At 48.5% G+C, this 23,269-nt stretch carries 16 protein-coding genes; 10 read left to right on the forward strand and 6 right to left on the reverse strand.

Features of this window, described 5'->3' with window-relative positions:
• Window positions 1-5 precede the first annotated feature (5 nt).
• The 4 genes from BM331_RS06555 (at window position 6) to BM331_RS11855 (ending at window position 5,108) form a co-directional block, all read left to right on the forward strand.
• The gene (locus BM331_RS06555) at window positions 6-2,387 is read left to right on the forward strand and encodes a GspE/PulE family protein (RefSeq protein ID WP_074928120.1); all 2,382 of its coding nucleotides are present in this window, start codon (window positions 6-8) and stop codon (window positions 2,385-2,387) included.
• Between the two features lie 243 nt (window positions 2,388-2,630).
• A complete protein-coding gene (locus BM331_RS06560) occupies window positions 2,631-3,440 on the forward strand; it encodes a GGDEF domain-containing protein (protein WP_074928122.1) in 810 nt (269 codons plus the stop codon).
• 13 nt (window positions 3,441-3,453) lie between these two features.
• Window positions 3,454-4,683 (forward strand): EAL and HDOD domain-containing protein, encoded by a 1,230-nt coding sequence (locus BM331_RS06565; protein ID WP_074928210.1) that lies wholly within the window; start codon window positions 3,454-3,456, stop codon window positions 4,681-4,683.
• 284 nt (window positions 4,684-4,967) lie between these two features.
• Window positions 4,968-5,108 (forward strand): hypothetical protein, encoded by a 141-nt coding sequence (locus tag BM331_RS11855; RefSeq protein ID WP_177217843.1) that lies wholly within the window; start codon window positions 4,968-4,970, stop codon window positions 5,106-5,108.
• 138 nt (window positions 5,109-5,246) lie between these two features.
• On the opposite strand, the gene fumC is transcribed toward BM331_RS11855, so the two are convergent.
• On the reverse strand, window positions 5,247-6,635 hold the full coding sequence (gene fumC / locus BM331_RS06570; RefSeq protein WP_074928213.1) for a class II fumarate hydratase: 1,389 nt from the start codon (window positions 6,633-6,635) through the stop codon (window positions 5,247-5,249).
• A gap of 48 nt (window positions 6,636-6,683) precedes the next feature.
• Window positions 6,684-7,103 (reverse strand): preQ(1) synthase, encoded by a 420-nt coding sequence (gene queF / locus BM331_RS06575; protein WP_074928124.1) that lies wholly within the window; start codon window positions 7,101-7,103, stop codon window positions 6,684-6,686.
• Between the two features lie 95 nt (window positions 7,104-7,198).
• Between queF and smc the strand changes: the two genes are divergently transcribed.
• On the forward strand, window positions 7,199-10,759 hold the full coding sequence (gene smc, locus BM331_RS06580; protein ID WP_074928126.1) for a chromosome segregation protein SMC: 3,561 nt from the start codon (window positions 7,199-7,201) through the stop codon (window positions 10,757-10,759).
• A gap of 69 nt (window positions 10,760-10,828) precedes the next feature.
• Here the strand turns inward: smc and BM331_RS06585 are convergent, their stop codons facing one another.
• The 4 genes from BM331_RS06585 to BM331_RS06600 form a co-directional block, all read right to left on the reverse strand.
• The gene (locus BM331_RS06585; protein WP_074928127.1) at window positions 10,829-12,385 is read right to left on the reverse strand and encodes an MraY family glycosyltransferase; all 1,557 of its coding nucleotides are present in this window, start codon (window positions 12,383-12,385) and stop codon (window positions 10,829-10,831) included.
• Between the two features lie 110 nt (window positions 12,386-12,495).
• Complete coding sequence (locus BM331_RS06590) at window positions 12,496-14,847, reverse strand: polysaccharide biosynthesis tyrosine autokinase (RefSeq protein ID WP_256214840.1); 2,352 nt, start codon at window positions 14,845-14,847, stop codon at window positions 12,496-12,498.
• Window positions 14,848-14,888: 41 nt separating this feature from the next.
• Window positions 14,889-16,106: a polysaccharide export protein gene (locus BM331_RS06595; RefSeq protein ID WP_074928129.1), complete on the reverse strand. Its 1,218-nt coding sequence runs from the start codon at window positions 16,104-16,106 to the stop codon at window positions 14,889-14,891.
• Window positions 16,107-16,206: 100 nt separating this feature from the next.
• Entirely contained in the window at window positions 16,207-16,647 is a 441-nt protein-coding gene (locus BM331_RS06600) for a low molecular weight protein-tyrosine-phosphatase (RefSeq protein ID WP_074928131.1), read from the reverse strand.
• A 389-nt stretch (window positions 16,648-17,036) separates the two neighbouring features.
• Between BM331_RS06600 and BM331_RS06605 the strand changes: the two genes are divergently transcribed.
• The 5 genes from BM331_RS06605 to BM331_RS06625 all read left to right on the forward strand — a co-directional run bounded on the left by BM331_RS06605 (window position 17,037) and on the right by BM331_RS06625 (window position 23,242).
• Window positions 17,037-18,485, forward strand: coding sequence for an oligosaccharide flippase family protein (locus BM331_RS06605; protein ID WP_074928133.1), 1,449 nt, complete (start codon window positions 17,037-17,039; stop codon window positions 18,483-18,485).
• 5 nt (window positions 18,486-18,490) lie between these two features.
• Entirely contained in the window at window positions 18,491-19,591 is a 1,101-nt protein-coding gene (locus tag BM331_RS06610) for a glycosyltransferase (RefSeq protein ID WP_074928135.1), read from the forward strand.
• Window positions 19,592-19,818: 227 nt separating this feature from the next.
• A complete protein-coding gene (locus BM331_RS06615) occupies window positions 19,819-20,994 on the forward strand; it encodes a hypothetical protein (RefSeq protein WP_218154562.1) in 1,176 nt (391 codons plus the stop codon).
• Window positions 20,995-21,005: 11 nt separating this feature from the next.
• The gene (locus BM331_RS06620) at window positions 21,006-22,133 is read left to right on the forward strand and encodes a glycosyltransferase family 4 protein (protein WP_074928140.1); all 1,128 of its coding nucleotides are present in this window, start codon (window positions 21,006-21,008) and stop codon (window positions 22,131-22,133) included.
• Window positions 22,130-23,242, forward strand: a complete 1,113-nt coding sequence (locus BM331_RS06625) for a glycosyltransferase family 4 protein (protein WP_074928142.1) — start codon at window positions 22,130-22,132, stop codon at window positions 23,240-23,242. The genes BM331_RS06620 and BM331_RS06625 overlap by 4 nt, the downstream gene beginning before the upstream one ends.
• Window positions 23,243-23,269 lie beyond the last annotated feature (27 nt).

Below are 23,269 nucleotides of genomic sequence, written 5' to 3' on the forward strand. Positions count from 1 at the left end.
TAAACATGAGTACATCTCAGGCTTTTCAAACTGGTTCGGACATTGTCTCCACAGCGGGAATTTCACTTGATTCCATCGATCGTCTGCGTTCCGTAATTGACAGAATTCACGCAGCGGGGAATATCGACGAAATTATGTTTGAGGTGAGCCGGGATATCTGCGAGGTATTTAATGCAGATCGCCTGACGATTTATACCGTAAGCGGTGATAGAGCCAGTCTTGTTTCGCGGATTAAAACCGGGCTGGATTCCTGCCAGGATCTGAAATTACCGATTAATGAACAGAGTGTTGCTGGTTTCGTGGCTTTACACAGAAAAATTGTCAATTTTAGAGATGTCTATGATCGGAATGAACTCAGGAGACAGGGGGAATACCTGCGGTTTTTACAGGAAGTGGATAAACGAACAGGATACCGGACCAAACAGATGCTTGTGGTGCCGATCCCGAGTAGTGGTGATAATGATTTGCTGGGTGTGGTACAGCTCATTAACAATAAGTCTGACGAGCCTTTTTCACAGAAGACGGTTGATAACCTGGGTGAAATTTGCCAGGTACTGGCGGCTGCCTTTAAACAGCACCGGATGCAGCAGCTGCTGGGCAAGACCCGTTATGATCAGCTGATCGTCAATGCTGTGATCAGCACCAGTGAGTTTGAGCTGGCGACCAGGCGGGCGCGCGAAACGGGTCGTGATCTGGAAGATGTGCTGATTGATGAATTTGGTATCAGCGTTATGCAGATAGGCGAAGCTTTGGCCGGTTTCTTCGGTGTGAAATATGAGGGCTACAGAGCGGATCGAATCAGGCCGCTGGATTTGCTGAAAAATCTCAAACGTGAATTTGTTGAAAGTAATAGCTGGTTGCCGATAGATGACGGGAATGATGGATTAGTGGTGCTGACGCTGGATCCCGAGCGTATCAAGGCCTTGCGTATCGTCCATCAGATTTTTCCGAAGCGTAAAATCATCTACACGGTTTGTACCCAGCGCGAATTCAAAGCTACGCTGGATGTGTTTTATGGCGGCACAGAGGCTGAAAATCTGGGGGGCAGTATTGACGATATGCTCTCCAATTTGGAAGAGGTCGTGGAAGAGACCAGAGAGGCTGAAGCAGATGAAGCCTCAGCTGCTGCAGACAACGAACTGGTCAAACTGGTGAATCGCATTATCATGGACGCCTATAAAATGGGGGTTTCGGATATCCATATTGAACCCTTGCCCGGTAAGGGAAAAACCAGTGTCCGCTTCCGCAAGGACGGTGCACTGATGCCTTACATCGAAATTCCCGCTAGTTACCGCAATCCGCTGGTGACACGTCTCAAGATCATGTGTGATCTGGATATTTCAGAAAAACGCAAACCACAGGATGGCAAGATTAAATTCCGGAAATTTGCGCCACTTGATATTGAGCTGCGGGTTGCAACCATTCCTTCAGCCGGTGGCGTGGAAGATGTCGTGATGCGTATTTTGGCGGCGGGCGAGCCAATTCCACTGGAAAAAATGGGATTTACTCCTGCCAATCTGGAGCAATTGAAATCAATTATCAGTAAGCCCTATGGATTATTTTTTGTTTGCGGGCCGACTGGTTCCGGTAAAACAACAACACTGCATTCCATTCTCAAATATCTGAACCGGCCGGAAACCAAAATCTGGACGGCGGAAGACCCGGTTGAAATCACGCAGAAAGGATTGCGTCAGGTACAAATCAACACCAAAGCCGGTCTGACCTTTGCCACCATCATGAAATCTTTTCTGCGAGCAGATCCAGATATCATCATGGTAGGCGAGATGCGTGATAAGGAAACGACCGGGATCGGTATCGAAGCCTCACTTACCGGGCATCTGGTATTTGCTACGTTACATACTAACAGTGCGCCGGAATCCATCACCCGTTTGCTGGATATGGGTATGGATCCATTCAATTTTTCGGATGCATTGCTGGGGATTCTGGCGCAACGTCTGGCCAGACGGTTGTGTAAATGCAAAAAGGCACACGCGGCCAGTCGGGAGGAAATTCGTGCGTTACTGACAGAGTATTGTGAAGAACTGAAAAACATCGAGCACTTCAAGGTTGATCCTGATGCAGCCTATCGCGAAATTGAAGCCCGTTGGGTTCAGCAATATGGGGATGAAAATGGGCAAATTACGCTGTATCAGTCGGTCGGCTGTGAGCATTGCACAGGAACCGGTTATGCGGGACGGGCCGGTTTGCACGAACTGCTGACAGCTACTGATGCACTCAAAAAAAATATACAGGAACACGCTCGTGTTGCTGAAATGTTGACTACTGCGCTGGGTGACGGCATGCGTACCCTAAAACAGGATGGGATAGAGAAAGTGCTGCAGGGAATTACCGATATTCATCAGGTGCGCGCGGTATGTATCAAATAAAGGATATCTCTAATATCCTGCCAGTTTTTATAAAAATATCTGACCATCTGTATGGTTGAATACCGGCATGGTTTTCCTTTAATTCCTTCTTTTGCTCCAAACAGCTTCTGTTAGCCTTTCAGTTACGGAATGAATATTTCGGAATGAGGTTTTTCCAAAGCCTGGCCAGTATTCTTCTCAAACAACTTTCCGGATTTCTCCGGGTGATTACAACGATTGCGGTACAGTTTCAGGAGGATAATCGTGCAGATTTCGGATGAAAAAAAGGTATTGCAGCTAGTTAAATCTTCGACCACAGGCAAAAAAAGAACCAAGGCTGAAGGAAAGAGCCAGAAACTTGTAACCGGTGCAGATGAGTATAGTCAACAGGTTGAACAATACGCTCGTCGAATCCGGGAAACCAGTGATGTAAACGAGATCATCGATATTCTGGATACAGTGTTGGGTGAAACCAAGAGTCTGCGTTACAGCAACGAAATATACAGCGCACAAGAACAGGTGCGGCTTGCTGAGAATCAGATCGAATCGCTCAAGCTGGAGCTTGAACAGCTGCGGGAGCTCATACATTACGATCCAATGACGGGTGCATTCAACCGGCGCGGTTTGGATGCTGTTTATTTACGGGAGGCAGCGCGTGCCGACCGCAATGAAAATACACTGTGTGCAGTCATGATTGATCTGGATGATTTCAAGCGGATCAATGATGCCTATGGCCATCAGTTCGGCGATGATGCCCTCATCCACCTGGTGAAGCTGGCGAAAAAATCGCTACGACCAAGTGATGTGGTCGCCCGCTACGGCGGTGAAGAGTTTGTCATATTGTTGCCGGATACCACCCTGGAATCAGCGGTTTGGGTGATGCAGCGCCTGCAGAACAGTTTCTCCAAGAAAGCGCTTCCAGACATGGATGGCAATCCTGTTCCAATTGCTTTCAGTGGCGGTATTGCTTTTCGACAGCTTCGTGAAAGTCAGAAATCCTTGCTGAAACGAGCAGATGAAGCACTGTATCAGGCCAAGAAATCTGGTAAAAGTCGCATCATGATTGCTCCTTGATAGCGGGTATTCAGTGGAAAATGCTTTCTTGGGCAAGCAACCAATTCTGGATCGTAATCAGAATCTGATTGCCTATGAGCTTTTGTTCCGGGCAGCACGGGACAATAATCAGGCAGAAGTTTCAGATGGTTTTCATGCTTCAGCCAACGTGGTGGTGAATGCATACGGTTACCTGGGAATCCAGCAGGTTCTTGGTAATCTGCGCGGATTTATCAATATCAATCATGAATTACTTCTGGATGATGCAGTTTTGTTGTTGCCTGGCAAACATGTGGTTCTGGAGCTGTTGGAGACTATCCCGGCGACCTCTGAGGTGGTACAGCGTTGCGCTGAATTGAGAGAGATGGGGTACCACCTTGCGCTGGATGACGTGACTTGTATTGATGATAGAACTGAATTATTGCTTCCGTTCGTCAATGTCATCAAGGTCGATGTGTTGGCATTAACGGATGCAGAAATCAGCCAGCTGGTTCAAAAACTGAAAGCATGGCCGGTTATTCTGCTGGCAGAGAAGGTGGATAGTCCGGAGCGCGCCAGGATATGTATGGATTTGGGATTTGAGATGTTCCAGGGCTACTTCTTTGCCAAGCCAGTTGTTATTTCGGGCAGTAAGATTGAGTCCAGTAGCTTATCTCTATTGCGCTTGTTGTCGTTAGTGATGCGCGATGCCGAGATCGATGAGATTGAGCGGTTATTCAAGCATGAGCCAGACCTGAGCTATAGTCTTTTGCGTGTGGTTAACTCTGTGGCAGTTGCATTGCCGCAGAAAATTGGCTCCATACGACAGGCCGTGATAGCGATGGGCTATCGTCCTTTACGGAGGTGGATTCAGCTGCTGCTCTATGCTGCGGACCCTGCCGGGAAATTAACCAATACCAATGCATTGATGCAAACAGCTGCCATTCGCGGAAGGTTGATGGAATTGATTGCTGCCATTGATCGTCCACATGATAAAAATTACCAGGATCGGGCTTTCATGACCGGAATAATGTCTTTGCTGGATACTTTGTTCAATATGGATATTCAACAGATAGTGAATAAATTGGAAATGCCGGATGAAGTGATTCGTGCACTGTTGCATCGTGAAGGACGACTTGGCTGCAAATTGAAACTGATTGAAGCCAGAGAAAATAAGGATATAGAACAAGTAGAGAGCGCTATGGCGGGGCTAGAATTCCTGGATCAGACCAGCCTGGCAAAAGTAGAACTCGATGCCCTGGACTGGGCCAATCATATACATTAGTCAGCCTCGCCTGAAAAACTTGAGGCAGTCATTAGTATTAGGCGCTTTATTTTTTGTACGCATTCATGATTACTCTTTTACAGAGTCTCCACTTTTACTTCCATTGTCAAAAAAACTGGGTTAGAATCTTTTTCAGCTTTATGGATTTACAGAGGTAATGGTAGGCACATAAGGTGAGCAGTGCCGGGTGTCTGGACTAATAAAGTCATCGTCAGTTTCCCGAGCGAATGGGAGTTTATCTGAGAAGAGATAAAAGTATTTAATTTAATTAGGAGGATAAGGCCATGGGATACAGCGATGTAGCAACAACCCAGAGAGAAGCAGAAAAAAATCAACAAGCATGGAAAGTAATTTTAATCGCTTTGGTTGCTTTTTGTGCGATTGGCGCAACGATCTGGTTTGGTGGATTTGGCGGTAAATACTAATTTTATAGCGCTTAGTGCACCATATTTGGCGGCCTGAATTCTTGAAGTTCAGGCCGCCTTATTTTTTTCAGCTATTGAGCCGGGTTATTATCTGATCGGCAGAGTAGGTGGTACTTCCTCCGTTTCATAGATTTTCTTTTATTTCCCCACCATTTTTTGTGGATCAACCCACGCATCGAATTGTTCTGCGGTGACATAACCGAGTCTGATTGCAGCTTCTTTCAACGTTAGTGCCTCATGATGGGCTTTTTTGGCAATTTCGGATGCCTTGTCGTAGCCAATGTAAGGATTAAGCGCAGTAACCAGCATCAGTGAATTCTGTAAATGTTGCTGGATACGTGTTGTATTGGCGGTAATGCCCGTTGCACAATGGGTGTTGAAACTTTCTATTCCATCTGCGAGCAAACGTGCACTTTGCAGAAAATTATGGATGATCAGGGGTTTCATGGCGTTGAGTTCAAAATTTCCCATGGCGCCACCGAGGTTGATTGCAACATCATTGCCCATGACCTGGCACGCCAGCATGACCATAGCCTCTGCCTGAGTGGGATTAACTTTGCCGGGCATGATCGAGCTACCAGGTTCATTCTCTGGGATAAAAATCTCGCCGATGCCGCAACGCGGGCCGGACGCCAGCCAGCGGACATCATTGGCGATCTTGATTAGCGCAGCGGCTAGCGTTTTTAGCACGCCATGCGCATGAACCAATGCATCATGTGCGGCCAGCGCTTCGAATTTATTGGGAGCAGTGATAAAAGGATAGCCGGTGAGGTGTGCAATCTCTACTGCGACACGCTGCGCAAATTCCGGATGGGTATTAAGACCAGTTCCCACGGCAGTTCCGCCCAGAGCCAGTTCAAGTAAGTGTGGCAGGGCGGATTCAAGATGAGCAAGACCATGGTCGAGCTGTGATACATAACCTGAAAACTCCTGCCCCAGTGTCAATGGGGTAGCGTCCTGTAAATGAGTGCGGCCAATCTTGACAATATCTGAGAACTCGGTTGCCTTGGATGCTAATGTATTATGCAATGCTTCCAGTGCAGGAATCAGTCGGCTGCGGATGGCTCCCACTGCGGCAACGTGCATAGCGGTAGGAAATACATCATTGGAGGATTGTCCTCGATTGACATGATCATTGGGGTGCACCTTGCGATCTTTGCCGCGCGTACCACCTAGAATTTCCGAGGCACGGTTGGCCAGCACCTCGTTCATGTTCATGTTGGTTTGCGTACCGGAACCGGTTTGCCAAATGACCAGCGGAAACTCGTTGGCATGCTTGTCTGCCAGCACTTCATCCGCAGCGGCGATGATTGCTCGAGCGATGTTTTCCTCCAGCAATTCCAGCTCCTGATTGACGCTGGCAGCTGCGCGTTTGACCACTGCTAGCGCATGAATCAGTGCTGGTGGCATGCGCTCTACGGAAATGGTGAAATTGGTGAGTGATCGCTGGGTCTGTGCGCCCCAAAGTGCGCTGGCAGGTACTTGCACCGTACCCATTGCATCCTGTTCTTCGCGATACGAATCCATCATGGTTGTTTTCCGGGAGAGATTGACAAGTTGTATGACAGGAAGCGATCAGCCACGGGTATTGAACTGTTCATCGAGGGCTTCTAGAAATACTGGGGGCTGGGGGTGCCAGCCTTTCTTGCGATGTTCTGCAACGACATTGGTAAAAATTCCGCCACGGACATAATATTTTGAGGTCAGCCGAATAAAGCGGGGTTTCATGGCGGCCACCAGATCATCCAGAATCTGGTTGGTGACTGCTTCATGAAAAGTACCTTCGTTGCGATATGACCAAATATAGAGCTTGAGACTCTTGAGTTCGATACATTTTTTATCCGGAATGTAATCCAACGCCAGTCGCGCAAAATCCGGTTGCCCGGTTTTAGGGCATAAGCAGGTAAATTCCGGTATTTCCATGTGAATCCGGTAATCGCGTGTCTGAATGGGGTTTTCAAAGGTTTCCAGTTGCTTTGAAGGCTGTGTGGTCATAGTTTCCTCAGTTCTCCCGGTTTCCGGTTCTTTATGACGGACAAATCATTTAAAATAATTAGACAACCTGAAATTATAACCTTTTACCTCCCAAATTGCGCCTGACCGAAATAAAACTGGCTGGTTTCAAAACATTTGTTGATCCTGCAGTCATACCTGTGCCGGGAAACCTGGTCGGGATCGTCGGGCCGAATGGCTGCGGCAAATCCAATGTCATTGATGCGGTACGCTGGGTATTGGGCGAGTCGCGTGCTTCGGCATTACGGGGCGAATCATTGCAAGATGTGATTTTCAGCGGATCGGCTACGCGCAAACCGGTTGGACGCGCCAGTGTGGAGCTGATCTTCGATAATAGCGCGGGCAAGGCAGCAGGTCAGTGGCAAGCCTACAACGAGATCGCTATCCGGCGTGTGCTCCAGCGCGATGGTGAATCCTCTTATTATATCAATAATATCCGTGTGCGCCGGCGAGATGTTACCGATATGTTTCTGGGGACGGGTGTTAGCGGGCGGGGCTACGCCATTATCGAGCAGGGGATGATCTCCCGTATTATCGAGGCCAGGCCGCTGGAGTTGCGCGCATTTCTTGAAGAGGCAGCCGGCATCACTCGTTACCACGAAAAGCGCCATGAAACCGGATTGCGTCTGACAGATGCACGCGGCAACCTGCAGCGCGTGGACGATGTGCTGCAGGAACTGGACAAGCAACAGCAGCATCTTGAGACACAAGCTGAACATGCGACACGTTACCAGGATTTACATAAGCAATTAACTGCTGCACAACATACATTCTGGACGCTGCGCAAGCAGCAGGCAGCAGAGTTCCGGCATACAGCGCAGGAAGAGATTGAGCGCCTGACGCAGGAAATAGAAATTATCCGCTCCAGTTTGCAGGAAACAGCTGAGAAACAGGATGAGTTGCGCATGCATCACCGGATCGTGAATGATCGCCAGCACCAAGTCCAGGGAGCGCTGTACGCTGCTGAAGGCGAAGTTGCACGCATCGAACAAAATATCCGGCATATTCGTGCCAACAGAGAGCAACTCGATCGTCAAGTTGCTGAGGCAGAGCCGCAATTGCAAAACCATGAGCAGCAACTGGATGAAGCGAATGAAAGCCTGATGTCCTGGCAGAACAAGCTGACACAGGTTGAGGATGATCATCTTTCCTGCAGAGAAGAACATGCACGGGCGGCCGGAGAGCTGCCACAAATAAAGTCGGCTGCGCAATCAGATCAGGTACAACTGACCGGATTGCGGGAAAAACTGGCATTGGCCAGACAGAATGAAAAGTTGCAGCAGAACCAGCAGGCGTATGCCGAAAAAACATTGCAGCAGTTGATAATGCGCCATGAGCGTTTGCTGGAAGAGCAGTTGAGCCAACCGGAGATTGATCCGGTGCAACTGGATGAATTGCAGATGGAATCTGCAGAGCTGGCTGCCCTGTTGGAGCAGCGCCAGTGTTTGCTCGGTGAGCAGGAAGCGCAGATACATAGCATGCAGCAGGAACGTGACGCTATTCAGCAAGTTATCCAATCGCTACAACGTGACCTTGCCCAAGCCAATGCCCGTCGTGATGTTTTGCAGCGTCTGCAAGACCAGATCGAAGATAACCGGGAATTGAATGCGTGGATGACCAGGAACCAGCTGGATGTGTTGCCAAGACTGTGGCCGCATATTTCGGTTGAATCCGATTGGGAAACGGCACTGGAAGCGGTGCTGCGCGAGCGTATTCAGGCAGTGGCTGTAGATCGGCTGGAGCAGGTACTGGATTGGGAAGTCGGCCAGGGGAAACGGCCATCAGCAAAATGGTCGGTATGTGAACTGATAGAACCGGACCAGTCAGCCGGTAGTCACAATCCAGTCGGGCTAGATCGGCCAACCTGGAAACCACTCAGTGTATTGCTGAATTGTCACAGTCCGGCTGTACAAGCTGTGCTGGAGAACTGGCTGCATGGCGTATTTGTAATTAATGATCTGGAATCTGGCTTGGTGATCAGGAAACAGCTGGCAGCTGGTGAGATGCTGGTAACAGCGGAAGGGCACAGCATTACCAGGCACGGAGTGAGTTATTTCGCACCGGATTCAGCAGTACATGGCATCTTGCAACGCCAGCGTGAAATTGCGCAGATCAGCAAGGAATGTGAGCAAATCGAACACTCTATTTTATCCAAACAGCAGACGCTGGCTGAGCTGGAGCAGAATTATCAGCGTATTGCGGCCGAGATCGTGCAAACCCGCCAGGTGATTGAAGAAACCAGAACACAACAACACAGCCGGCAGATACAGATTGTGCGATTGATGCAGCAAATTGAGCGCGTGGCGCAACAGCAGGCTCAACTTGAAACCGAGTTAGCTGACTTGACAGTACAGATTGAGGAAGAATTATCCCAGAAGCATCAGGCAGAAATGGAGCTGACTGCCTGTGAAGCAGAAAGAGTGGCGCTGGAAGCGCAAGTAAGTCAGGTGGAATCCACCAGCCAACTATCCGGGCAGGCGCTGGCATTGCAGTGTTCACTGGTGCAACGTTTATTGGACAAATTGCGTGAAGCTGCTTTCAGTGAGCAGAATTGCCAGAGCAGGGTGGTCGATTGCGAGCAGCGTATTGACATGATTATCCGGAATAAGGTTGTGCTGACTGAGAACATGCAAAAATTGCAGCATACTCGCGCTGATCTGGATGAATCGTCGTTGGCAGCAGATGCGGCGCATTGGCAGATACAGCGCAATCAGCACGAACAGGCGCTGATGGCAGTTCGATATGAGCTGGAAAATACAAACAATACATTACGGGAAACGGAACAGGCCAGAATGCAGGCTGAGCAACGGCTGCATGAGTGCAGCGAGGCGGTGGGGCAAGCGCGACTGCGTGAGCAGGAAGCGGGGATGACTGAAGCCCAATTTGCAGATAAGCTGGCAGAGTCCAGTGACATTACGTCGGAAATGCTGCAGCAATCCATAAACGAATCGCCGGCCAAGCTGCAAACACGCATTAATGGGCTTGGTGGGGAAATCGCCGCCCTCGGGCTGGTCAATCTAGCCGCGCTGCAGGAGCTGGACGCATTGAAATCGCGCCGGACGCATCTCGAAGAACAATCATTGGATTTACGGGAGGCCATTGACACACTGGAGCAGGCGATTCGGCAGATAGACCGTGAAACTCGGCAGCGTTTGCAGGAGACCTTTAATCAGGTCAACCACAATCTTGGTGAATTGTTTGCTTCCATTTTCGGGGGGGGGACTGCGGAACTGGTGCTGAGCGGCGGAGATATTCTGGATGCGGGTGTGCAGCTGAATGCGCATCCACCGGGCAAACGTAACAGTTCCATTCAATTGCTTTCTGGTGGTGAAAAAGCCTTGACGGCGCTGGCGTTAGTGTTTTCGCTGTTCAAATTGAATCCCGCACCATTTTGCCTGCTGGATGAAGTGGATGCCCCGCTGGATGACAGCAACGCGGGACGTTTTTGCGAGCTGGTCAAGCGTATGTCCGATGAAACCCAATTCCTCTTCATCAGCCATAACAAGATCGCTATGCAGATGGCGCAGCAGCTGATCGGCGTCACCATGCGCGAGCAGGGCGTTTCGCGAGTGGTGACAGTGGATGTCGGCAAGGTGATGGCAGATGCGGTGGACTCTGGATCAGAAGAGCCTGCATAAATCGCGTGCTGCTTGCTGCGAAGGAAACCTAATCAGGCTTGGCTCTATATCTGCAAGGAAGTACGCAGATTATGAATTTTCTTTATTGAGCTGATTGTTGGTAGAATTTTGTTCGGCGATTGAGTCCTGATCATATATGGCTTCGAATATCAATAATTTCTGATTGTCTTTTCGCCGATCCGTCGTACGTCGATTTCCTGAATAATCGCTTTGCTCCTGTTTCCTTCTGTCATTTTGTGGATTACGTTTCACGAAAGGGCGCAACTGAACACCACAGTGCTTATTGATACGTTCTTGTGCTGAAGCGACGAAGTTTTCGATCTCTCCCTTTGTCATGCTGATATTCGCATCCAGTAACCGCATATTGACCACTACGGCATATTGATTTTTTTCATCGTGAGCGGATGTTTTGTTTTTAACCACGTGTATCAGTGAATCCAGGCTGGGGCGCAGCTCTTTTGAAATCATGCGAACCAGATTTTCTGCTTCTTCCGGAGTATAGCTGCCCAGGAAGAAACCGTGATTTTGTGTTGGAACGAGCCCCAAAAATGTATGAAGATGGCGTAAAGCCGTGATCAGAGACCAGGGATGGAGAGACAGATAGAAATAGCCGAAAAAGAACAGTAAAAACCCTGCGAGCATTACAAGTTCGGGCATTCCCAGATACAGGCCGGTAAGTCCCACTATACCAAATAGTAAATGTACGGAGATAATCGCAAATACCACGTCATTAATACGGTAACCAGCATTGAGCAGGATATGGTGTAAGTGGTTATGGTCTGGTTCAAATGGCGATTTATGCTGCCAGATTCGGCGCAGCATGATGCTGATGGCATCCATCAGGGGAATGGAGAACAGCCAGAGTGCAGTAACCGGTGTCATGGCACGGTTGCTACCTTGAGAAAGATCGATCAGAAGCCAAGCGATCAGAAATCCCAACAGTGTGCTGCCGTTGTCACCAAGAAACACCTTTGCACGGGGTTGCAGAGGATAGCGGAGGTTGAAAAACAGGAAACTCGTAGTACCGCCAGCAAGTGCAGTTATGATCATGAGGTTGGGCTGATTGTCGGCAACAAGTGCCACTGTACCAAGCAATATCAGGCTCATTAATGACAGGGATCCGGATAGCCCATCGATTCCATCGATCATGTTGAGTGCATTAATGCCGCCGACAGTGGCAAAGAGTGTAAAAGGGATAGCAAAAGCCGCCAGTGCGAGTGTTTCATCAGGTAATAAATTGCCAAGATCGGCCAGAACAACCTTGCTTACCAGTGTCATGATCAGTACGACGATGGCTTGTACGACCAGGCGTATTTTGTAATGAAGCTGAAGAATGTCATCAGCAAAGCCCATGACAAAAATGATAGTGGAACTGATCCCCAGCCCCAGCCACTTCTCAGATTGTTCCGGATGGTAGCCGGCTAGAAAACAGAGCGCTGTGAGCAGTGCAACGAAGATTCCGGTGCCTCCTGTAAAAGGCGTAAGGTATCTGTGCTGTTTGTGCTGTCCAGGGCGATCCAGAATGCCGCAAGCATGTGCAAGGGGAATCGCCAGTCGGATGGTAAGTCCGGCCAGTATCATGCTGACGACAAATAGTGTAGGCAGTTCGGAAAGATCAAGCTTCATTGGCTTACCTCATATCTGTGAAAAATTGTGGAAAACTATCAAGAAACTGTCATGGCCGGTTTGCATGGAAAAATTTTCGGGGTACAGAAAGAAGAGGGAGGCAGCCTCGTTCATCGTTTTTTGCTCCGGTAGGCATACTGGTATACATACTGGCCATATCCATGACGTGATGAGGTTTCGGGGATGCCATTAAATATGGTGCCTTTCAGATTTACGCCTGCCTGCACCAGTTTCTTCACGCTTTGTTCAAGTTCACGTATCGGGTGAACTCCAGCCTTGACGACCATCAGTGTCACGCTCGCTAGACGACCGATGATGGCGGCATCAGTGGCAGCCAGGATCGGCGGTGAATCGATGATGATCAGATCGTACTGTTTGCTGACGGTCTCCAGCAGTTGCTCGAACCGTTCATGCAGTAATAATTCTGATGGGTTGGGCGGGATCTCACCGGTTGAAATGAAATCGATATTCGCTTGTGAGATCGGTTTGATTGTATTGGTCAGATCAGATGATTGACTGATTAATTCAGAGAGACCGTTTTCTCTTGCCAGGCGGAAGGATTTGTTGATAGCACCCCTGCGCAGATCCCCATCAATCAGCAGTATTTTTTTACCTGCATCTGCCATAACAATAGCAAGATTTGTTGAAACAAATGTTTTTCCGACCCCGGGGCTTGGTCCGGTGATCATGATGATGTTATTGCGTGCTTCCAGGAATGCAAAGTGTAGGGTCGTGCGCAAACTGCGCAGACTTTCCACCGCGAGATCTTCCTTATTCTCCAATGCCAGAAGAACCGGAGGATGGTTGCCCGGTACTGGCTCATTCTTCAGTTGTTTTTCAATCAGTTTCTGATATTTGCTGTGCTGGATCGTGGCATAGACAGGTACGTTCAGGGATTTTTCAATCATGTCCGGATCTTTTACGCCACAGCTGAGTGATCTGCGGGCAAAGGCCGTTACAGTTCCCAGCATCAACCCTGCCATCAATGCAATACCCATGATCATTGTTTTTTTAGGTTTGATTGGTTGATCGGGCAACATGGCGTAATCGACTATTCGTACATTGCCTACTGCACCTGCTTTTGCTACGCGGATGGTTTGAGCATGATTCAGCAATGTGGTGTAGAGCCCGGCGTTGACATCGACATCTCTGGATAATCGCAGAATGATTTGCTGGGTTTCCGGCAATATGCCGATTTTCCTGTCGAAAGCATTGATCTGGGCTTGCAATCTACTGATCTGTTTGTCGATCGCGATAATACTGGGATGGGATTCCGTGAATTTCTGGCGCAACTCGTCCCGTTTTTGTTGCAGGAGCGTAATCTGGGTATTCAGCTCGACTGTGCCCGTCAGGATGTTTTGGGTTTCAAGGTCGAGGTTGATTGAACCTTTACGGATTCTGTAATCGTTGAGTGCACTGGTTGCGGTTTCCAGCTGCTCCTTGAGTGTGGGCAGTTGTTTTTCCAGGAACTCAAGTGTCTTCTGGGATTCTGTCGATTTCTGTTCAACGTTCTGCTGGAGATAGGTGTTGGCAATCTCATTGACGATTCGAACAGCCCCTGTCCGATCGTTCGACTCGATTGTCAATTCAAGAATGCCGGTTCCTTTGCCGATTTCTGCAATGAAGAGAGCTTTCTTTAATATCCGGAGCGCTTCACTCTCGGAACGGCGAATCAGGGTAAAGGAAGTATTTGGGCGAGATCGCAACTCAGTGACAAATATCCTGACCGGTTGCAGATAACCTTCCGGTTGCCTGACGGCCAGTTTGCCAACTTCCCCTTCAAGGACGACCTCATCCCGATAGACAAGCCTGAACCGGTTCTCGCCGGTAGCCTGCAAATTTATTTCTTCATTTTTCCAGTTGTCGGGCACTTCAAAGGTATCCACCTGGATAATCTCACCCCCCCAGGCATATTGCGACAGTCCGAATAATGGGTCTGACAGGGTCTCGCCTCCACTGAACCGTTGAAGCCATCTGGCTGCTGCATTTCCTATCAGGGGGAAAAATCTGGGAGTGGCAATGATGTCGAGATGAAGATTACTGATCGTTTTTCCCAGAATCATCCTGGATTTAATCAGCTCTATTTCAGCTTGTACCGGTGTCTTTGTTTCAAAGAAATTTGACAGCGAATCCAGCTGATCTGCCATGGATTGACCGTTTTCCTTAATCTGCAGCAGGCTGTCTGCTTTATAGATCGGCCTGCCCAGGAATGCTATGGTGGCGCCGATGACACAAGTGATAAACGTGATGATTATGATCAGTTTTTTGTTATCAATCAGCACGCCCAGCAGTTGACTCAGGTCAATTTCGTCATTTTTCTGGTCAGATAAATGATCTATTCGGTTTCTTGATAAATCGGATGGCATATTAGATAGCAGATAGGTTATAAGATCCGGATAGCTGGTTTCTGTTGCAGTGATGATATGGTTGCAGCTGTGTTTCTGTTTTGTATGTCTTTGCACTGCCGCCACGCAACAGTGTCGTGATGTGGGTATGCAGAGGATTAATGTCCCAGAAAGGGCTGAACCCTCAGCGCACCATCGAATGAATTCAGCAGGTTGATCGTCGGTTGGATCTGTCCGATGATCTGGTTCCAGCGTATTCCTTCAGCCCGATCGACATAAATGACATCCCGCGGCTGCAGTGGGAAGCGATCAGCCAGGAGCAGGGCATCAGGCGATTTTGCGTCCAGATGGTATATCTCTGGTTTGCCCAGGCCACCACGGAAAACAAAAATTCTTGCAGGATCCGAGGTTTCCTGATTAAAACCACCGGCTTCACTCAGTGCCTCAGTCAAAGTCATGCGAGCCTTGTTCATTACCAGGCTGCGTGACCGACCTGTGGCCCCACCCGCGACAAAATGATTGGTTTCTCCCAGGACGAAAACCTTATTCAGTGAGCTGTCCGGTACATTCAACACATCCCCGTGCCGGAGCAATACATTTTGTGTAATATCTCCTCCTTCATAGAGGCTGAGCAGATTGATGCTGTAGGTTTTGTCATTCCGGGTCAGGATAATATTGCGCAAATCTGCGTCAGAACTTACCCCTCCTGCATTGTTGATAGCCTCCAGTACGGTGAGGGGAATATCACGGACTAGCTGAACGCCAGGATTGGCCACTTCTCCCACTATATAAACCCGCTGGCTGCGGTAGGCTGCTACCCGCACATCGAGCTGAACAAACTCGATGTATTTCGACAGTTTCCGGGTCAGTTCTTCGCGGATTTCCTCTACTGTTCTTCCAGCCGCCTGTACGACGCCCACGTAGGGATAAAAGAATGTGCCATCTTCACCAACGACATTTCCTGCAGCCTCGGCAGAGCGGAATTCACCAGCCGGGATAGTGAGTTCAGGATGATCCCAGACAGTAATATTGAGGATATCCCTCGGACCCACTCGGTATTGCATGTAGGGCTCATTTTTCATGGGGACACCTTTGATGGTGTTGGAGCCGATGCGGTAATCGAAGTAATGATTGGCAACGTTATCGGGAGCGAGGCTGAAGTTTTTGTAATTTTTCTCGAGTTCGACAATCAGTTCGGCATTGATCATTTGAATATTGAGCTTTTTCAGGGTGGCTTCATCATTCTCCCGGGTTGGCATTTCTGTACTGGATTGCCGGGAAAACGGACTCATGTGCTGTCCGGGAATAATGGAGCAGGCAGCAAGTTGATACAGAGCCAAAAGAGTGATGCACCGTTTTGTGAATGGTGTGTTCATGCCTGGATGGGTTTACTGGCCTTTGTCAAGAACACATTGATCCTGGAAATCAAAACATTTACGGGATTAGGTATGGATCGTCGGATAAATGACACGTTATTCATAATTTCATTACCCACCGAGCTGTGCATTGTTCGATGAGCGATAGCGACCGTATGAACTCCGATAAGTCTTTCTGGTAAGGATCACTGATATCGACTTTCTCCCATTCGCCAAGGCGGAAGACTTTGCCTTTTGCGCTGGGAGAGCGCTCTTCAATCGCAGCTTTTTGCCATGTTTCCATAACCAGTATGATGTCTGCTTCCCGGATCATGTCACTTGTTAACTGGCGGGCGCGGTGAGTGGAAATATCAATGCCTTTATCTGCCATTAATTGACAGGCTGCAGGATCGGCTTCATGACCTATTAATGCGCTCAGGCCGGCAGAACTGACAGAACGCTCTATTTTCCCTGCTTTGGTCAGAGCATCTTGCAGAATTCTCTCCGCCATGGGACTTCTGCATATATTACCTACGCAAACAATCAATATATTGCTGAACAACCCTGTTTTCCTGTGTTAAATCGAGATTATCAATTCTTGCTAAACCTTTATTTTTACTGTGTCGGGCGTGTATCGCGGTGCCAGAAGTACAGGGAAAATATGCTGGAGTAGTTCTGCATCAGTGCAAAACGTAATACTGTGTTTTACCACTGCTCGGTGGGTATTCATAAGCCTGAAAAGAACCTGGTTTGTTACTTTGACTTCTGGCTTAACAGAACAGGTCTGATAGTAGCCTTGGTTTTATCCCAAGTTTATATTTCTGTGAAGATTTATCCCTGTGATCTGTTTGGGAGTGATTGATTGAAAGTGCTGATCATCGATGCGGCCGGTTTTATTAGATTTATGCTAGCCCTGCGGTTGCCTGAACGCGACGATACCGTCATTGGCTCATGTTAATCAGGCACGTTATTGCCTATCTGTTTGCGCGCGGGCTGCCTGGTATTGTCAATTTTCTGGCGCTGGCAGTTTATACGCGACTGCTTACCAGTGAAGATTTTGGGCGTTATTCCCTGGTAATTGCAGGGGTTGGGCTGGTACATGTTGTGGTTTTCCAGTGGTTACTGTTGGTGTGTGGCCGTTTTTTACCCACACATATCGATCAGCCACAGACCGTGTTACGTCCTGTTCTGGCTATTTTCCTGTTTTTGTCCGTCATTTTTGCACTTGCAGCTTATGTGGTCGCATCTGTTTGGGCTGCACCGGAGTGGCATTCTATTATCCCTGTCGCCATTGTTCTGACAATTACCCAGGCGTGGCACGAACTCAATTTGCGGCTGGCTACTGCCCGGCTTGATCCCGGGCGCTATGGTGTGCTGAGCGCCATAAAGGCTGTGCTGGCCTTGCTGCTGGGGGCTGTGCTGGCGTGGATGTATCGGAGCGCAAACGCGCCACTCGCCGGATTGATTTTTGGTGCTGTCGTGGCCTGGCTGTTTGTAGGGCGCAATGCCTGGACAGGCATATGTCCTCAGTTACCCGCCGGTGGACAACTCAAGGAATTTGGGAGTTACGGATTTCCCCTGGCCATTACTTTTTCACTGGTCTGGATAACTTCCAGCTCCGACCGTCTGATGATTGCCTGGTTTCTGGGTGAGGCACAAACAGGTATTTATGCTGTAGGTTATGACATGGCACAACAAAGTCTTGGTCTGCTGTTGACTATAGTCAACACGGCAGCTACGCCTTTGGCCATCAAGGTACTGGAAAAAGAGGGGGTCGAAGCTGCCAGCCGGCAAATGCGCCAGAATGGCGAATTGATGTTTGCTCTGGCGTTTTCCGGTGCGGCTGGATTGATGGCAATTGAGCCGGTGATGATTGGTTTGTTTGTCGGAGAAGAGTTTAGAGAAGGTGCATCCACGATTTTCTTGTGGATTGCGCTGACTGCGGCAGTTATTGGTATCAAGTCCTTTCACTTTGACATTGCGTTCCATTTGACCAGAAAATCAAAATGGCTGTTGATAACCAGCGGCTTGGCTGCCATTGCAAATTTAGGATTGAATCTGGTGTTTGTACCGTACTTTGGTATCGTTGGTGCTGCCTGGTCTGCATTGCTAGCTTATTCAGTAGCTGCAGTTAGCAGCGCAGTCATCGGGTTTAAGGTTTTTCCAATGCCTAGGATATTACCGTTACTGCGCTGCGGGATTGTGCCTGCCGTGGGTATTTACTGGTCGGCATGGTTTTGTATGCAAACGGATATTTCTCCGGTACTCAAAATGATGTTATCCATAGCAGTTGCCGGAGGGGTGGCAGTAATGATTTTCCTGATACTGAATATTGCTGAGGTACGTCAGCTTGCAAGCCGGCATGGTTATCGTTTGTTTGAAAATATTTTTAAAAGGTGACGGGCATGGTTGATGTGGCATTGTTTGTTCCTTCCCTGCGTGGCGGGGGGGCCGAACGGGCCATGGTCACACTGGCCAATGGCTTTGCTGACCGGGGGTTGAGGGTGGATCTGGTGTTGACTCGCGCTGAGGGTTCTTATCTTTCTGAAGTCTCATCTGCAGTACGTGTAGTGGATCTGGAGTCCAGTCGTGTACTGGCCAGCTTGCCTGCTCTGGTGCGTTATTTGCGTCGGGAGCATCCCGGAGCCATGCTGTCTGCACTTAGCCACGCTAATGTGATCGCCATAATGGCCTGTATGTTGTCCAGAGTCGCTGTCCGTCTGATAGTAAGTGAACACACGAATTTGTCGATATCTCGTAGTAAATCACAAGGCTTGCGTGACCTGGCCGTGTTGCTCTTGATGCGCTGGGCTTATCGTAAAGCAGATGAAGTGGTAGCAGTGTCGGGGGGGGTGGCTGATGATCTAGCAAAAACTATTGGTCTGTCGCGTAACCGGATATCTGTTGTTTATAATCCTGTAGTAACACCGGATCTGATCGAAAGATCCAGAATGCCGCTGGAGCACCCGTGGCTGGGGGAAGGCAAGCCACCGGTAATTCTAGGGGTGGGCAGACTTACCCGGGCGAAAGATTTTGCTACCCTGATCCGTGCCTTTGCCCGGGTGCATGCCGAACGTGATTGTCGCCTCGTGATTCTTGGAGAAGGTGAATTGCGTACAGAGCTGGAACAGCTGGTAACGTCCTTGGGGATACGGGATAGCGTGCAGCTTCCAGGCTTTGTCGATAATCCTTTCGCATGGATGAGTCATGTACAGTTGTTTGTACTGTCTTCGCAATGGGAAGGTCTGCCAACGGTCCTGATTGAGGCAATGGCTTGTGGTACTGCCGTGGTGAGTACAGATTGTCGCAGTGGGCCGGATGAGATTCTGGAGGAAGGCAGGTGGGGGGCACTGGTACCGGTGGGAGATTTGGAAGCATTGGCGACGGTGATAGCCCGAGTGATGGATACGCCGTGCGAGCAATTACCTGATGTGCCCGTGCGCGCACAGAATTTTAAACAGAAACGTGCAGTGAATGCATACTTGCAGTTGTTAGGAGTTGTTTAATGGATAACAAATATTTGATGCTGATAAAAAATAATCCTACAGAATTTAAATTATTTCGGTCATAAACTGATCTGGAGTATTTTGGCAGCAAAATGATCACAGCAACCAGTATCGTAGGTGTTTTTATCTTTTTTGTTTCACTGACATTGATCGTCATGTGTACACAAAAGAAAGGATATCCTCCTCTAATATCCTGGACGTTGTTAGCGGTCGGGCTGGTATATGGATTGGGTTGGGTTGCTGTTGTGCATAGCGCTGTATCCAGGGGCAATTTTCTTGGGGCGGAGAATATTGTTTTTAATCAGGATTATTGGTTGCTTTATAACCTGTCTGTAATGTTCGCTGTTTCCGGCATCTTTACTGGATGGAATATCCTGAGACCAGTTACATCTTTTACTAGCAAAATATCTGCAAGTATCTTTTGCCTTAGCTATAGACAGTTGATGTTTGTTGCCTGGTTTATGCTGATAACCGCCTTTGTATTCAGATATCTATATGTCAGTGCTTTTGGAGGATTCTTGCTCTATCTCGAATACTCGAGAGCCATCAGATCGGGAATATTCGAGGTTAATAATCCCTGGAGTTTTTTGCAGCCTTTTGGACATTTGGCTCTTTTTTCATCCTATATTTTCTGGGCAGTCAGAAGGGAGGGGTGTAAAACATTTTTCAATTTTGCTGGTTTTTGGTTGGCATTTCTGTTTTCAGTTTATGTGTTGTATTCATGGTCCGGAAGAGTAGGTTTCATTGTTTATCTATGCGTTTTTTTATTGGCATTTATTTATCTCAAACGCTTTCCAGCGAGAGTAATTGTAATAGGTGGGATGGTTGGTGGTTTAGCTGCTTTGTATCTGGCATATATCATCAGCAATGTTTTTGAAATCAAGGGTGCCGATAATTTTTCATTTTATGTAGTGAGAGAAATCTCTTTTCCCTTTGTGAGTTTCTTTGCTCAACTGGAGCACGGAGAGTATTTATATCGTGGGTTTATGGATTTGTTGTTTTCTCCTTTATATCTGCTTCCTTCTTCCTGGACTACTGGTTTTTTGGAAGGTGTAGAGCAGGTGAATACTCTGGTTATATCAGGAGCAAAGAAAGGAGATTATGGTGTAACCGGAGGAATCCCTGTTGATCTGATAACACTAGGTCTAATGCAGATGCATATTCCAGGAATCTTTTTTACAAGCGTAGTGTTTGGTGTATTTATAAAATTGCTGCAAGTTTTTTTTGGTACAGTCAAATCGGATTCGTTACGCTGTATTCTTCTAGCTTATGCTGCCATAAAAATCAGTTTTATTTCTGTTTTCTATGCAGATCCATCCAATTTTATCGCTGCTATTTTTCCAATTTTATTGTTGATATTGTCGGTATTGTTTTGCAAGAGTCTGGTGCTGATATTAAGATAAGGTGTTAATACATGAATGTTATGCATATCATCACCGATCTCAATGATGGTGGTGCCGAGGCTGTTTTATATCGTTTGTGCGACAGTGACAAGATTGTAAAACATCATGTCGTTTCATTGATGAATGAAGGCAAATACGGTGCTTTGCTGCGAGATGCTGGAGTGCAGGTATTCTGCTTGAACATGCCGCGTGGCCGGATTACTCCCGGCGGGTTGTGGCGGTTGTGGCAACTGCTGCGCCAGATTCACCCGCAAGTGGTGCAGACCTGGATGTATCACGCTGATCTGATTGGTGGCGTTATTGCCCGTTTGGCTGGTGTTAAGCAGGTGTTTTGGGGTATTCGTCATTCCACACTGGACACGGAGAAATCCAGGCGATCTACCATTTGGGTAGCCAGATTATGTGCCCGTATCAGCTCCAGAATACCTTCGACTATTATCTGTTGCGCGCAAAAAGCCTTGGAAGTGCATCGTGACTTGGGTTACGCCGTAGATAAGTTGCGAGTAATTCCCAATGGTTATGATCTGGTTCGTTTTCGTGTCGATGGAGATGCACGTGCCCAGTTGCGTGCGGAGTGGGGCGTGGGCAATCGCTGGCTATTGGGCATGGTGGGGCGGTTTGATCCACTTAAGGATCACAAGAATTTGCTGAATGCATTGGCGGTTATCAAAAACCAGGGTGTGGATTTCGGCTGTGTGTTGGCTGGCCGTGATCTCGATCGAAACAATGCGCAATTAATGACCTGGCTGGCGGAACACAATCTGACCAGTGAGGTAAGATTGCTGGGGCAGCGTACGGATATACCCGATGTGATGAACGCGCTGGATGTGCATGTGCTTTCCAGTTCCAGTGAAGCATTTCCAAATGTAGTGGCGGAGGCCATGGCTTGCGGTACGCCGGCAGTGGTGACGGATGTGGGGGATGCGGCGGTAATCGTTGGTGAGGTCGGCTGGGTCGTGCCGCCAAAAGATCCAGAAGCACTGGCTGATGCCTTGTTGCGGGCACATGCAGCCATGCAGAGTGGGGTGGCTTGGCAAGCGCGCTGTATTGCTGCTCGAGGGCGCGTGCAAGATCATTTCAGTCTGGAGCGTATGATTGAGAGTTATCACCTTGTCTGGCAACAGGAGCAATCACATTGAGCAGGAAAGTTATTATTGCGCTCAATACCGCGTGGAATCTGGTGAATTTTCGTACTGGTCTGATTCAAGCCACGGTTGCTGCGGGGTATGAGGTGGTCGCGGTTGCGCCGCAGGACGATTATGCTATCCGTCTAACGGCACTGGGTTGTCGTTACGTTCCGCTGCCGATGGATAACAAAGGTACTCATCCTGGGCGCGATCTACTGCTATTGTGGCGATTTTTCCGGTTGATGCGGTGTGAAAAACCAGATATCTACTTGGGGTATACGGTCAAGCCGAATATCTATGGCTCACTGGCTGCACATTTGTTGGCTGTTCCGGTTATCAACAATATTGCCGGTCTGGGTTCAGTATTCATCAAGGGGGGGTGGCTCAATTGGCTGGTACGCAGTTTGTATCGAGTGGCTTTGTCACATTCGGCAAAAGTATTTTTTCAAAACAGGGATGATCGTACGTTGTTTGTGTCTGGTAACCTGGTTGCAGATGCAATGACTGATCTTTTGCCAGGCTCCGGTATTGATCTTACTCGTTTTATGCCTTTACCCTTGCCCAATAAAAACCCCTTACGTTTTCTGTTAATTGCACGTATGTTGTGGGACAAGGGTGTGGGTGAATTTGTCGAGGCAGCGCGTATCCTGAGGAAACAGGGGCTGGATGCAGAGTTCTGCCTGCTGGGGTTCCTGGATGTACAGAATCCGGCTGCGATTTCCCGTTTGCAGATGAATGAATGGGTGGAAGAAGGCGTCATTCGCTACCTAGGGGTGAGTGATAACGTGGCGGAAGAAATTGCGCTGGCTGACTGCGTTGTTCTGCCTTCCTATCGGGAAGGTATTCCCCGTACCTTGCTGGAAGCGGCTGCAATGGCGCGCCCGCTTGTAACAACAGATTCTGTTGGTTGCCGTAATGTCGTAGATGATGGCATCAATGGCTATTTATGCCAGCCGCGAGATGCAACGGATCTTGCTGATAAGATCTCTGAAATAATTGCTTTATCTCACGCTGAGCGTACAGCCATGGGATTGCGTGGCAGAAAAAAAATGGAACAGGAATTTGATGAGCAGATTGTGATCAACAAGTATCTGAGAGTAATTGAGGAGATATTGCGCTAACTGGCTATCTTGGGAAACTTTTGCAGC

It is taken from the genome of Nitrosomonas eutropha, assembly GCF_900116685.1.
In the GTDB taxonomy this organism is placed as follows: domain Bacteria; phylum Pseudomonadota; class Gammaproteobacteria; order Burkholderiales; family Nitrosomonadaceae; genus Nitrosomonas; species Nitrosomonas eutropha_A.

Bases quoted from the DNA above. Each gene is read 5' to 3' on its own strand.
- fumC (WP_074928213.1), bottom strand. From the start codon at position 6,635: ATGGATTCGTATCGCGAAGAACAGGATGCAATGGGTACGGTGCAAGTA.
- BM331_RS06610 (WP_074928135.1), top strand. From the start codon at position 18,491: ATGGTTGATGTGGCATTGTTTGTTCCTTCCCTGCGTGGCGGGGGGGCC.
- BM331_RS06555 (WP_074928120.1), top strand. From the start codon at position 6: ATGAGTACATCTCAGGCTTTTCAAACTGGTTCGGACATTGTCTCCACA.
- BM331_RS11855 (WP_177217843.1), top strand. From the start codon at position 4,968: ATGGGATACAGCGATGTAGCAACAACCCAGAGAGAAGCAGAAAAAAAT.
- BM331_RS06585 (WP_074928127.1), bottom strand. From the start codon at position 12,385: ATGAAGCTTGATCTTTCCGAACTGCCTACACTATTTGTCGTCAGCATG.
- BM331_RS06595 (WP_074928129.1), bottom strand. From the start codon at position 16,106: ATGAACACACCATTCACAAAACGGTGCATCACTCTTTTGGCTCTGTAT.
- queF (WP_074928124.1), bottom strand. From the start codon at position 7,103: ATGACCACACAGCCTTCAAAGCAACTGGAAACCTTTGAAAACCCCATT.
- BM331_RS06605 (WP_074928133.1), top strand. From the start codon at position 17,037: ATGTTAATCAGGCACGTTATTGCCTATCTGTTTGCGCGCGGGCTGCCT.
- BM331_RS06620 (WP_074928140.1), top strand. From the start codon at position 21,006: ATGAATGTTATGCATATCATCACCGATCTCAATGATGGTGGTGCCGAG.